Below are 13,126 nucleotides of genomic sequence, written 5' to 3' on the forward strand. Positions count from 1 at the left end.
TGCAGTTGTCGAAAACAAACAACGCACCGCGAGGTAAAAATCATGGGATTCAAATATATCAATGAACTAGCAACTCCTGAAAATGTTGATAAACTGCTGTCTTTAGTTGATATGGTTGCTGGGGGGAGATTTGACACGCAAAACATCTTCGATATTGAGGATGCTTTGACTGGTAGTGAGCAAATGAAAAAATGTTTGCAGGTTGTCCGCCAAAATCCAGCCTCAGCACAATTAGTTGATGAGCGTTATATAGGCCCAGAGTTTGATCTGGAAACCTTGCTGAAGCTGCCGGAAGGCTCATTGGGTTGGATTTATGGTCGGGTACTCAGTGCCATGAACTATGATCTACAGTTCTATCGCCTCCGAAAAATTGAATCAGATGCCGATTACATTACCCATCGCGTTCGCAAAACTCATGACCTGCATCATATTTTGACGGGCTTTAGCTTTGATGACTACGGTGAACTGGGAGTGATTTCAGTGACGGTTGGGCAAATTGGCTATCCCGCATTCACGTTCATTGATTTGGTTGGTTCGTTGCTAACGTTTATGGCTAATCAAGCATCAGAAGGCATCGATTCTCCTCTGGAATATAAGTTTGACCTGGTTTCTCAAGGCATCCGCATTGCACGGCAAGCTACACCCTTGTTTCCGGTGAAGTTTGAAGAAGGACTGGAACGTCCTCTAGACGAGTGGCGTGCCGAATTAAACATTGTGCCAGTGACCGAAGGACTCTGGAGTTGGTATAGCCGTCCTTATCTGCGGGATGCGATCGCCCCCACCCTCGCAGCGCAGCGCCCATTAGTCGACTGTTAAGGACATAATCTTTCCGTTGATCAGGCTTTGAAGGGCATCCAACAGGCTTAGATGCCCTTCAAGTTTGACGCAATTTTGATAAATCGATTGGAGACATAAATTGTATGATTGGTAATCAATTGGTACATTGCGCTGTGCTATCACCAGATGAACTGGAACACGCGCTCGCAAGACTCAATCATTGGAAGATTCAAGAGGTCTATTCTTTCTCCTTTCTTCCTTCTTTCTTCCTTCTTCCTTCTTTCTCCTGACTCCTGACTCCTTCTTTCTTCCTTCTTTCTCCTGACTCCTGACTCCGAACTCCTGACTCCTGACTCCTGACTCCTGACTCCTGACTCCTGACTCCTGACTCCTGACTCCTGACTCCTGACTCCTGACTCCTGACTCCTGACTCCTGACTCCTGACTCCTGACTCCTGACTCCTTCTTTCTTCCTTCTTTCTCCTGACTCCTGACTCCGAACTCCTGACTCCTGACTCCTGACTCCTGACTCCTGACTCCTGACTCCTGACTCCTGACTCCTGACTCCTGACTCCTGACTTCTGACTTCTGACTCCTTACGTCTTACGTCATGATTTATAATCTGGAAAATCTCCCCAAGAAGCTGAAAGATTGAGTATGCAGAAATTGTTAGAGATTTAGTATAATTCAATGCCAAAACTAGTTCTCTCATTTTTTAGCGATCATCGTACTCTCGCATTCTTAATGGGCATACTTTTGTTTTCCTACCCTGGATTAGCAATTGCTGAATATCAGCCCATAGCAGAAACAACATCCCTAGATGCAAAACGTGCTGCGGCTAAAAAAGCTGATCAGGAGGGGTTACAACTTGAATGGCAAGGCACAGCAGAATCACGACGACAGGCAATTGAGAAATGGCAAACAGTCTTAAAGTTATGGCAACAAATAGGTGACACCAAAAACGAAGCTGAAACCCTCTACAATATCGGCTTAGTTTATTCTGATTTAGGAGAAAAGCACAAAGCACTTGAATTGTTAAAACAGGCGCTATCTCTGATGCAAAAATTGGGTAATAAAGAAGGTGAGGCTAGAACCATCAGTCAAATTGGCAGAGTTTACAACTTATTGGGAGAAGAATATGAGGCACTGACATTTTTAAATCAAGCACTAATTCTCATCCAGAAAATAAATAATAAAAAAGATGAAGCTACTGTTCTCAATAACATTGGTAAAATCTACTCTCATTTAGGAGATAAACAAAAAGCATTAGAATACTACCATCAGGCATTACCTCTCAGAAAAGCTGCGGGTGATAAAAGAGGCGAAGCCATAACTATTAATAATATTGGTTTAGTTTATTCATACCTGGGAGAGAAAAAGAAAGCACTGGAATACTACCACCAGGCATTACCTCTCATGCAGCAAACAAATAATCAAGATGGTGAAGCTGCTACTCTCAATTACATTGGTAGGGTTCACAGTTATTTAGGAGAAAAACAGAAAGCATTGGCTTTTTTTGAGCAGGCTTTACCTATTACCAAACAAACAGGTAACAGAGGCAGTGAAGCCGCTACTCTGAATAATATTGCCTTAACTTACTCAAATTTAGGAAATAACAGCAAGGCATTAGAATACTATCAGCAGGCATTGTTTTTGAGAGAGGCAGTAGGCGATACCACTGGCAAAGCGATTACCTTGACTGGCATGGGCAAAGTTTATGCCAATTTAGGAGATGACAACAAGGCAATGGCGTACTATCAACAGGCGCTACCCTTGAGACAAGCAGTAGGGGATAAAGAGGGTGAGGCTAATACTCTTGTTAAGATTGCAGATTTAGAACGCGATCGCGGTAACTTGCAAGCAGCACTGATCCAAATTGAAGCCGCAATCCAGATTATTGAAGATTTACGTACCAACATCGCCAGTAAAGTTTTACGTGCTTTCTACTTTGCCACACAGCACAAGGTTTATGCCTTCTATATTGACTTATTGATGCAACTGCACAAACAGCAACCAACAAAAGGTTATGATGCGATCGCACTCCAAGCCAGTGAAAGCACCCGCGCCCGCAGTCTATTAGAATTGCTGACAGAAGCCAAAGTCGATATCCGCCAAGGCATAGATCCAAACCTACTCGCAGCAGAAAGCAACCTACGAAAAAAATTTGATACTCTCGAACAACAGCGGCTAGATTTACTCAATAGTCAACACACCCAACAACAAATCCAAGTCATAGAAACAGAAATTGCTGCACTTATAGATCAATACAGAGAACTAAAAGCACAAATTCGCACTAGCAGTCCGCGCTATGCCGCCTTAACTCAGCCCCAACCCCTGACACTAACAGAAATTCAGCAGCAAGTATTAGACAAAGATACTTTGCTATTGCAATACTTTCTAGGAGAAAAACGCAGTTATCTTTGGGTAATTAGCAAAACCAATATCTCCACTTATGAACTACCCAAACGTATCGAAATCGAAGCCGCAGCCCAGAAATTTTCCGTAGCTTTAACCGCACCCAGTCAGAGAAATAGCTTTGTCCAAATAGCGAAAGCCGCAACACCATTAACGCAAATACTTCTACCCCCAGCTGCGACAATATCACAACACAAACGCCTAGTCATCGTTAGCGATGGTGCATTACAGTATCTACCATTTGGGGCGCTAACCACAAGCAGCAAATATGAACCATTACTACTCAAACACGAAATTATCTCTCTCCCCTCAGCTTCCACACTCGCCATCATTCGACGTGAACACCAAGGACGTAAATTACCTCCCAAAAAACTAGCTGTAATTGCAGATCCCGTATTTAGTCAATCTGACGAACGCCTCACAGTTAAACAAACTCCACTTCCCCAACTATCACCAATTAATAATATAAATACCCTAGCTTTAAACAGAGCCGTCAATAATTATAGTGTGAAATTTGATCGTCTGTATTTTACCCGCAAAGAAGCAGACAAAATTTTAGAATTAGTACCTGAAGATCAGCGATTGCAAGTTTTAGGTTTTGCTGCTAACCGTGATTTCGTTACCAGTAGCCAACTCAGTCAATATCAAATTCTTCATTTTGCAACTCACGGAATCATCAATAATCAAAGGCCAGAATTATCTGGGGTAGTCTTATCACTGTTTGACGAACAAGGTAAACCCCAAAATGGCTTTTTGCGACTAATTGATTTTTATAACCTCTATCTACCCGTGGAATTAGTTGTACTTAGTGCTTGTCAAACAGGTTTAGGTGAAAATATTCGTGGAGAAGGATTAGTAGGATTAACAACAGGATTTATGTATGCAGGTAGTCCCCGTGTAATCATGAGTTTATGGAGTGTAGATGATGAAGGAACTTCCATATTAATGCAGAAATTTTACCAAAAGATGTTACAAGAAAATTTAAAACCCGCAGCGGCATTGCGTCAAGCACAAATTGAAATGTGGCAAGAACAAAAATGGAATTCCCCATTTTACTGGGCTGCATTTATGTTACAAGGTGAGTGGCAATGATTAGTAAGAATTCACCTAAAAAATATCAGCAGGATCAGCAGATTGTAATTTTTGCATAGCTATGAATGCCGAAATAGAACACATTAATGTTGTGAGCATAAATATCAAAATTGCTCTTTCTAAAGTCATCATGATTGGTAACAGAGTTGCCTGTTTGGTAATCATATATAAACCTTGAGCAATAGTAATTCCAGGAATAAAACCAATAGCTGCTAAAATTAATGCTTCTTGAAATACCACAACAATTAAATAGCTATTTTTAAAACCTATTGCTTTCAAAGTTGCATATTCAGGTAAATGATCAGAAACATCACTATAGAGAATTTGATACACAATTACCGCACCAACCATAAAGCCAATTATTGCACCTAATGTAAAGGTAAATCCTACAGGTGTGCTAGTATTCCAAAAGCTTTTTTCCCTAGCCATAAACTCCTGTTTAGAAATAACCTGTACATCATTCGGGAGTTTGGCTTTTAAATTGGCTATTACCCAATCTAAATTCGCTCCAGTTTCTAACTTAATTAGTCCAAAATCAATTAATCCTCTCTCTCTCTTTTTTCCAAATAAACGCAGAAAATTGACATCACTGGTGATGATATTTCCATTTATACCAAAAGAAGTACCTAAACGGAATAAACCCACAACATTAACTTGACGATTGTTTAATTCTGTAATGACAGTATTATTAGTTTGAATTTGGGAAGCAATAGTACCAAATTCTTGACGAGAACCACGATCAAATAAAATAGTATCTGCCTCTCTTAATTTGTTTGAATTCTCTTTAACTCCAGCTAGATTTACTACTTTTTCTTCTGGATTAAAGCCAATAGCATAAATATTCCAAGTTTGTTGATTGTCAGGATTTTTCCAGGGAAGAGAACCTAAATAAATAGGACTTACAGATTTTACACCTGTAAAACCTAATGTTTGATATAATCTCCTTTGAGAAAATTGATCTAGTGAAATTAAGGATTTATAGCGAGAACTAACTAAAACAATTTCTCCTTCTAAACTGTTATGTAGTTGTACTGCACCATCAAATAAAGCTTCACGAATACCAAGTTGTAAAAACATTAATACATCTGCAAAAGCAATACCAGCAATAGCAACTAACATTCGGGATTTTTCTCTTGACAACTGTAACCATGCTAATGGTATTTTGCGTTTCCACATATTTTTTCTAATCACGAATTATTATTTATACTAAAAACGGCTAATATCTCGACTTCATAGATAACAAAATTCAAAGTAAAAACTCCAATAAAAACTCTGCGTCACTCTGCGTTTACCTCAGCGAAACTCTGCGTTTAAAAGTAAAGTTCCCAACCGTTTTTATTATAATTGAATTGCTACTTTTACTTTAGAGTTAGTTAAAGTCTTAACTCTTTGACTAGATTCTGGATTGAGGCGAATTTTAACTTCTATAACTCGCGCATCTATATCAGCCGCAGGATCAGTATTGAGTACATCTTTTTTAGCGATTAGTAAGCCTATATCTTCAACATCTCCTGCTAATATTCCCGGTAAATTGAGTTGAGTAATAGTTGCTAATTGTCCTATCTTTACACTATTAATATCGGCTTCATATACTTCAGCGACTACATACATTTGCTCGGTTTTTCCAATTTCTACAATACCTTTATCACTGACAATTTCTCCTTCCCAAGTATGAATTTTTAGGATTTTTCCATCTTGGGGAGAACGCACATAAGCTAAATCTACATCTGCTTGCGCTTCACGAACGGCAGATTTTGCACTTTCTATTTCGGCTACTGCTATTTGGATATCGGTGGGGCGTATTTCTGCAATTTGATTTAACGTTGCTTTAGCTTGTATGAGTTTTTCTCTGAGGGTTTCTGATGTTTGATTTTGGTTAGCAATAGCTTCTTGCAAACTGGCTTTTGCTGTTTCTAAAATTAATTTTTTACTATCACGAATGGATGTAGAAATAGCACCTTCTACTTGTAAATATTCATAGCGTTGATATTCTAATTGAGCATTTTTTACTTCTGCTTCCAATCGTTTGACTGTGGCTATTCTTGCTGCACTTTGTTGACGTAATTCTGCTTCTAATTCACTAACTGTCGCTATTTGAGTAGCAATTTCTCCCTGTTTTGCGCCAGCTTTTACCCGTGCTAATTGAGATTCGGCCACTTTGACTTGCTGCTTGGCGCGATTCAGTGCTGCTAAACGGCGATCGCTACTATCCAAAATAGCAATTACTTGTCCTTTTTTAAGGCTTTCACCTTGCTTAACTAATAGTTTATCAACTCGGTTACTACCTGCAATTTGCGACACAGACACTTGAATAACTTCCCCTTGGGGTTCAATTCTTCCCAAAGCCGTCACCGCTTTAATTGCTGGAAGACTTTCTGCTGTTAGGGTGTTAGCTTTCTGGGCGCTATTTTGTTGATTGATTAAAAAATATGATGATGCTGCAATACTGGTGACAGCTAAAACTAGGGTACTGACAATGAGCGATCGCTTGCGCCAGTTGCGTAAGTCCTGAAAATTCTGCACTTAATTCACCACCTGAATTAATTTACTCAATTTATTTAACTAAACTATTTTTATTCAACTTGTTGTATACAAAATTTAGTGTAACCTAAAGAAAATATCTGTCAAGTAGTTTTTTATGGGTTTACCGCAAGCCATTTTGACCTGTTTAATTGAAAAACCCCATAGTGGCTATGACCTTTCTAAGGTATTTAGCGAATCAATCGGTTGTTTTTGGAACACATCACAGCAGCAAATTTACCGAGAACTGAGTAAATTAGAATCACAAGGGTTAATTGTCTCCGAGATTATTCCCCGTCAAGGACGCTTAGATAAAAAAATCTACTCAATTACAGAACTAGGTAAACAACATTTATTAGAATGGATGCGACAACCTAGCGAACCCGACATAATTAGAGAAGACATATTAGTAAAAGTTTTTTCTGGTAGTTTAGTACCAGCTAGTGTACTGATAGAAGATATAAAACGCCGTCGTCAAACACATATAGAAAAATTGTCCAAATATCGACAAATTGAGCAGGAGAAATTCCCTAATCCAAAAGCATCAACTAGAAAAGAAAAACTCAGATATTTAGTGTTAAATGCGGGTATTCGTTATGAATTAGAATGGATAGATTGGTGTGATCAAGCCTTAGAAGTTATCAAAGATACTCAATCAACCACCTAACGCAAAAAATCTCTCAATCCTCCGTGTCCTCTGTATTTCTGTAGTTCATTTATTTAGGTAATTTATTTCTTGAAAATCTCTAAAATCTATCTCCAAAGATAGTGCATATTAACCTAGCAGTATTACTTCCTCTCTGTCTACTTTTCTATCTTTAGTTATATCTCTATCAGCCATGTAATATCTCTCCTAACTTCAGTCATCAGCGAGATAACAAATAGAAAAATAATTCTTACTATTGTATGTAAATAGAAAAATGTACAATTTGTTTGGAAACACAATATGCCGCTTCATAAACTCGAAAATTTTGACCCAAACTATCGAGAAACTTTTAATGGAGATGATATTAAAAGCTTACATCTCTATACAGAAAGTGGAGTAAAAATTGGCGCAATTAATGATGCCTTAGTTGATGATGACGGAAGATTTCGATATCTAGTTATTGAGACTAATAGAGAGTCTGATTCTTTGGAGAAGAAAATATTACTACCTATTGGACTTGCTCGCATTAATTATCCAGCAAAAAGTGTTTATGTTGATGGACTCAGTAAACAGCAAGTAGAAAAATTGCCTGAGTACCATGACAACATAGTTGTTGATCATGATTATGAAGAACAGGTACGCAGCGTTTATCGTTCTCCCAGCAGTGCTGTAACTTATAATCCTGAAACTTACACTTACGAACAAGAACCGCATTTATATGGTTTGCACGATCAATATCATCAAACTCTCAGACTGTATGAAGAGCGCTTAATTGCCAATAAACACCGTGTTAAAACCGGAGAAGTATCAGTTGGTAAACATATTGAAACGGAAACAGCACGAGTTACAGTACCTGTTCAAAAAGAACGTGTTGTTATTGAGAGAGTTCAACCTACAGGTACAGAAACGTCATTACATCCTGATGAAATCCAGTTTCAAGAAGGGGAAGTAGCACGCATAGAAGTTTTTGAAGAAACACCAGAAATCTATAAAGAAGCATTTGTTCGAGAAGAAGTGCGAGTGAAAAAAGTAGTAGATCGAGATATGGTAGAAGCTCAAGATGTCATTCGCAGGGAAGAGCTAGATATTGATACTTCTGGTACATTACATTTACAGGAAAACAGTGATAAGGTCAATCAATAAAACAATGAAACTTTTTGTTTGATCATGTAAAATTACGAATTTTTGAATAGTATTCTACCTATAGGACTCCTATTTGATTTTTGATAGCTTGCGTGGCGTAGCCATACAAGACTCAGTAGGTATAAATTCTATTTTTCCTGTTCTAGAGTTCTCTGACTACGCAAGTAAATATGCCTACGGCACTCTACCGCGAACAGCAATCAAATCGGATTCCTATAGCAATAGTATTTGAGTTTTGAAACAATCTAAGTATTTGTAGGGTGTGTTAGGCAAAGCCGTAACGCACCATTAACCATTAATCAAATTTACGGTGCGTTACGCTGTCCCTCTAAGCGTAGCCATGCCTGCAAGGGCTTTACACACCCTACTTATTTTTTCAAAAATCAAATATAGTAATCATATTTGATTTCTGAAAAAATCTAGGTATATGTAGGGTGTGTTAGGCGTAAGCCGTAACGCACCAAAGGCTTCAAGGAAGGTGCGTTACGCTCCGCTAACACACCCTACGTGTATTTCAAAAATCAAATATTAGTCCTATATGATTCCTATATAATTTTTGACTTCTTGTAATATTCGTATTTATTACTAGCAATAAAGCAATACCAATATCTATAACTTTAGATGAACCTATTTTTAGGTAATTCATTCAATAGAAAGAGGAAAAATAACGAATGCATTTTTAACATATAAATCAGGAAATGCTATAGTATTTCGAGGTAGAATATAATGGTTCTTTACAAATTAGAAGATTTTGATCCCCAGTACCGCGATAGTTTTGAAGGTAATGACATTAAGGGTCTAGGAGTATATACAGACAGAACAGATGAAAAGATAGGTACTGTACATGATGCTTTAGTTGATGAAGAAGGACACTTTCGCTATTTAGTAGTTGACTTAGGCTTCTGGATTTTTGGGAAGAAAGTTTTGATGCCTATTGGACGTACCCGCATCGACTATAATGCTAAACGTGTTTATGCCATTGGCTTGACAAGAGAACAAGCAGAAAATTTACCTGAGTTTAACGAACGTCTAACAACAGATTACGAGTATGAGGAACGGGTACGTGGTGTATATCGCAATCCCCAGTACCGCAACTCAACTGTAGAATCACCAACACCCCTAGAATCACCAACACCTGTAGAATCCGCAGGGGTAGGGGTAGGAACAACCTCTGCCAGAACTACACCAACCTACAACCGTGATACTTATCGCTACGAACAGGAACCTGATCTGTTCGATTTAAATGATCAAAATAATCAAAATCTGAAATTGTATCAAGAGCGGCTTATTACCAGTAAACATCGCCGCAAAATGGGGGATGTTACCGTTGGCAAGCACGTAGAAACCGAAACAGCACGAGTATCAGTACCAGTGGAAAGAGAACACGTTGTTGTTGAACGTGTCACACCTGAAGATGCTGGTAGAGCTGTAGCTCCTGGTGAAGCCAACTTCCGAGAAGGTGAAGTAGCTCGCGTGGAAATTTACGAAGAAACACCAGAAGTTCGTAAAGAAGCATTTGTCCGTGAAGAAGTTAGAGTCAAAAAAGTCGTAGAGCAAGACACAGTTGAAACCCAAGCAAGTGTGCGTCGTGAAGAATTAGATGTGAATGCACCTAATATACCTATTGAAGAACGATAATTTTTGATTTTGAGAAAAATGAATTCATTCATAACTAGTTAAAGCCAGTGCAGGTGAGGCTTTTTATCAGCTTTACCTGTATTTGTAATTGGTAAGGATACTTACCAGCATTCATATCATTACCATAAATTTGTTGCCAAACATAGCCACATCGAAAAAGTATATGATTGAATATTTAAGTTCAGAAACACCTAGCGAACAACAAGAGAAAGATATCTCTATAGACAAGCAAGAAAAAATTATTCCTCTTCTAGAAGAAAGATTGTTTGTTGATCATAGCAAACAAAAAATTGGAGAAGTAATTGTTCGCAAAGAAATCGAAACTCAGATGATACAAATTCCTGTCCGTCGGGAAAAATTGATTATTGAACAAGTAAGCCCAGAACACAAACAACTAGCCGAGATAGATTTAAATGAAGAAGAGATTTCTGAAATTTTAAATGCTGCAAAAACATCGGAAGTGAGTAATTTTGAAAGTAGTTTAATTGTCAGTGGAGAGTTCAATTCACCAAAAATTGCCAGCTTACTCTTAAATGCTATTAACCTAGAAAAAAATCAGGGCTGTCAGCACATAAAAATATCAATTATTGTAGAAAATGAATCTCAGCAACAAAGGTATCAAGAATGGTTTAATCGTTGTACTTCTAGTTAATGAAAAGGTGGGCAATGCCCACCTTTTTAATGAATTATGAATTACTAGGTGTATATCTTTTTCGGTTATATATTGCAAAAGCTAAAACTAAAAATGTTAGCCCCCCTGCTAAATATAAAGGATAGCCATAGGTAATAGGGTTAGATTGTTTGACAATCAGTCCAGCAATTACAGGGCCAATACCATTAGAAATACTTAAATAAGAAGCATTCAAACCCAATACAGTCCCCTGAAGATCAGGTTTAGCATTGAGAGAAATTAAAGTGCTAATCATTGGTTGCACGAGAGAATTAAACAGGGAAAATAAGATACTGATAGTTACAAAATAGGTAATATTGGGCCAAACTGGCATTAATGCAAATGACAGACTACGAAAAAATAGGCCTAAAAACAAAATTTTAACTACATCAAATTTCTTGATCATCACAGACACTCCCCAGGTTTGCATAATTACGCCTAATGTGCCAAAGACCAAAAAGAGGAGTGTTAAAGACTGGCTAGTTTGAGCTAAAACCTTGATGAAGTAAGGTTGAAAAGCATAGGTAAACATAGTAAAAGTCGTGCCAGTTAAGAAATTAATGAATAGCAAAATGCCAACTCCTGGCATTACTAAACCTTTGATTAAATTTCCCAAACCTAAATCGAATATATTACTAGATCGTGCAGCCTTATTTTTGAGAGTTTCGGGTAAGAAAAAAATAGTCATCAACAAAGCCACAAGCGCAACTCCACCAGAAACTAAAAATGCAGTTCCCAAAGACTTTTGCTGTGCTAATAAACTGATAGCCGGGCCTAAAACTAAACCTAGACCCATTGCAGCCCCATAAATACCAAATGCATGGGCGCGATCTTTGGGACTGGTAATATCAGAAATTACTGCTTGAGCCACAGAAGCATTACCACCTGTAATTCCATCTAAAAATCGGGCAAAAAATAACAGGCTTGCAGTTGTTGCAGTTCCAGCTATACAGTTGGCAATGACAGTCCCGGCTAAACTTATTATTAATAAAGGCTTCCTGCCAAAACGGTCAGAAAGTTTGCCAATGACAGGAGTTGCAAAAAATTGAGCTATAGAGTAAATAGAAAATAATAAACTGGTTTGGAAATCGCTCAGACCAAATTGTTTGCCATAAAGATAGATAATAGGAATTAAAATCGTCAGACTCAGGGAGTTAACAAAGGCAATTAAAGCAGTAATCCAAAAATTGCGATTCATCAGTAATTAATAACCACCGGGTTTTTGCTTTATGGTTGTATTCAACTCCAGTCATAGTACCATTCACCATGCTTTCAACTACTCTTCATGAAATTTAGACACAAAAAACCTTCCCAAAAGCACCAACAGCCTATAATTCCACGAGTTCATATCCAAGTTAGTAATGGACAATTTGAAATTATGGGTATGGGTGTATGGCATTCATACTGGCGAGATCCTTATCATTTGCTACTAACTATTCCTTGGACTGGCTTCTTGATCCTGATTTGTATTTTCTATGTAGCTATTAACACTCTATTTGCCTTAGCTTATAGATTAGGAGGAGATTGTATTGCTAATGCTCAACCTGGTTCTTTTCTAGATGCCTTTTTTTTTAGTGTGCAAACCTTGGCATCTATTGGCTATGGTGCAATGTATCCAACCACAACTTATGCCAATATCATAGTCACTATTGAGGCGATGATTGGTGTGGTGGGAATTGCCGTGATGACAGGATTAGCTTTTGCTCGCTTTTCCCGACCCACTGCCCGTGTGATGTTTAGCCGTGTAGCAGTAATTATGCCACAGGAAGGATTATCAACTCTATTATTTCGTACTGCAAATCAGCGCCGCAATATGATTTTAGAGGCGCAGATACGGCTGTATTTAATGCGTGATGAGGTAAATCAAGATGGAGCTTCTTTAAGGAAAATTCATGATCTCAAGTTAGTCAGAAACCAAACACCTAATTTCTCTTTATCTTGGACAATTATGCATATAATTGATGAATCTAGTCCTTTGTTTGGGATGACATCAGAATCACTGGTGAAGACACAATCCTTATTTATGGTTTCCGTTAGTGGTATTGATGAAACTGTGGCGCAGGTTGTCCATGCTCGTCATAGTTATACTGCTAACGATATTTTATGGAATAGCAGATTTGTTGATATTATGCACCGGACACCAGATGGACATCGCTACGTTGATTATAATTATTTTCACGATGTATTACCTGTGGATGAAGTTATTCAGTAGTACTCAGGAATCAG

At 38.1% G+C, this 13,126-nt stretch carries 11 protein-coding genes; 7 read left to right on the top strand and 4 right to left on the bottom strand.

Annotated features, from left to right (window positions below):
* Positions 1-42: 42 nt before the first annotated feature.
* Complete coding sequence (locus tag AC012T_RS09650; protein ID WP_487065199.1) at positions 43-816, top strand: Coq4 family protein; 774 nt, start codon at positions 43-45, stop codon at positions 814-816.
* A 174-nt stretch (positions 817-990) separates the two neighbouring features.
* Here AC012T_RS09650 and AC012T_RS09655 read toward each other — a convergent pair whose 3' ends face one another.
* Positions 991-1,488, bottom strand: coding sequence for a hypothetical protein (locus AC012T_RS09655; RefSeq protein WP_487065201.1), 498 nt, complete (start codon positions 1,486-1,488; stop codon positions 991-993).
* Here AC012T_RS09655 and AC012T_RS09660 point away from each other — a divergent pair.
* Entirely contained in the window at positions 1,467-4,283 is a 2,817-nt protein-coding gene (locus AC012T_RS09660; RefSeq protein ID WP_487065203.1) for a CHAT domain-containing protein, read from the top strand. The two genes, AC012T_RS09655 and AC012T_RS09660, sit on opposite strands and share 22 nt — an antisense overlap.
* 15 nt (positions 4,284-4,298) lie before the next feature.
* Here AC012T_RS09660 and devC read toward each other — a convergent pair whose 3' ends face one another.
* A complete protein-coding gene (devC, locus tag AC012T_RS09665; protein WP_487065205.1) occupies positions 4,299-5,459 on the bottom strand; it encodes an ABC transporter permease DevC in 1,161 nt (386 codons plus the stop codon).
* 162 nt (positions 5,460-5,621) lie between these two features.
* A complete protein-coding gene (locus AC012T_RS09670; RefSeq protein WP_487065207.1) occupies positions 5,622-6,806 on the bottom strand; it encodes an ABC exporter membrane fusion protein in 1,185 nt (394 codons plus the stop codon).
* A 115-nt stretch (positions 6,807-6,921) separates the two neighbouring features.
* Here AC012T_RS09670 and AC012T_RS09675 point away from each other — a divergent pair, with 115 nt between their 5' ends.
* From AC012T_RS09675 to AC012T_RS09690, 4 genes are all read left to right on the top strand, one after another.
* The gene (locus AC012T_RS09675) at positions 6,922-7,470 is read left to right on the top strand and encodes a PadR family transcriptional regulator (protein WP_487065209.1); all 549 of its coding nucleotides are present in this window, start codon (positions 6,922-6,924) and stop codon (positions 7,468-7,470) included.
* Between the two features lie 279 nt (positions 7,471-7,749).
* Positions 7,750-8,592: a DUF2382 domain-containing protein gene (locus tag AC012T_RS09680; protein WP_487065211.1), complete on the top strand. Its 843-nt coding sequence runs from the start codon at positions 7,750-7,752 to the stop codon at positions 8,590-8,592.
* A gap of 726 nt (positions 8,593-9,318) precedes the next feature.
* Complete coding sequence (locus AC012T_RS09685; RefSeq protein ID WP_487065213.1) at positions 9,319-10,230, top strand: DUF2382 domain-containing protein; 912 nt, start codon at positions 9,319-9,321, stop codon at positions 10,228-10,230.
* Positions 10,231-10,393: 163 nt separating this feature from the next.
* Positions 10,394-10,882, top strand: coding sequence for a DUF2382 domain-containing protein (locus tag AC012T_RS09690; RefSeq protein WP_487065215.1), 489 nt, complete (start codon positions 10,394-10,396; stop codon positions 10,880-10,882).
* Positions 10,883-10,916: 34 nt separating this feature from the next.
* On the opposite strand, the gene AC012T_RS09695 is transcribed toward AC012T_RS09690, so the two are convergent.
* Positions 10,917-12,098 (bottom strand): MFS transporter, encoded by a 1,182-nt coding sequence (locus AC012T_RS09695; protein ID WP_487065217.1) that lies wholly within the window; start codon positions 12,096-12,098, stop codon positions 10,917-10,919.
* Between the two features lie 87 nt (positions 12,099-12,185).
* On the opposite strand from AC012T_RS09695, the gene AC012T_RS09700 reads away from it, so the two are divergent.
* A complete protein-coding gene (locus AC012T_RS09700) occupies positions 12,186-13,112 on the top strand; it encodes an ion channel (RefSeq protein WP_487065219.1) in 927 nt (308 codons plus the stop codon).
* The last annotated feature ends 14 nt before the right edge of the window (positions 13,113-13,126 follow it).

The organism is Anabaena sp. EIM26, from assembly GCF_057568715.1.

Bases quoted from the DNA above. Each gene is read 5' to 3' on its own strand.
- AC012T_RS09650 (WP_487065199.1), top strand. From the start codon at position 43: ATGGGATTCAAATATATCAATGAACTAGCAACTCCTGAAAATGTTGAT.
- AC012T_RS09660 (WP_487065203.1), top strand. From the start codon at position 1,467: ATGCCAAAACTAGTTCTCTCATTTTTTAGCGATCATCGTACTCTCGCA.
- AC012T_RS09655 (WP_487065201.1), bottom strand. From the start codon at position 1,488: ATGAGAGAACTAGTTTTGGCATTGAATTATACTAAATCTCTAACAATT.
- devC (WP_487065205.1), bottom strand. From the start codon at position 5,459: ATGTGGAAACGCAAAATACCATTAGCATGGTTACAGTTGTCAAGAGAA.
- AC012T_RS09675 (WP_487065209.1), top strand. From the start codon at position 6,922: ATGGGTTTACCGCAAGCCATTTTGACCTGTTTAATTGAAAAACCCCAT.
- AC012T_RS09680 (WP_487065211.1), top strand. From the start codon at position 7,750: ATGCCGCTTCATAAACTCGAAAATTTTGACCCAAACTATCGAGAAACT.
- AC012T_RS09685 (WP_487065213.1), top strand. From the start codon at position 9,319: ATGGTTCTTTACAAATTAGAAGATTTTGATCCCCAGTACCGCGATAGT.
- AC012T_RS09690 (WP_487065215.1), top strand. From the start codon at position 10,394: ATGATTGAATATTTAAGTTCAGAAACACCTAGCGAACAACAAGAGAAA.
- AC012T_RS09695 (WP_487065217.1), bottom strand. From the start codon at position 12,098: ATGAATCGCAATTTTTGGATTACTGCTTTAATTGCCTTTGTTAACTCC.
- AC012T_RS09700 (WP_487065219.1), top strand. From the start codon at position 12,186: ATGAAATTTAGACACAAAAAACCTTCCCAAAAGCACCAACAGCCTATA.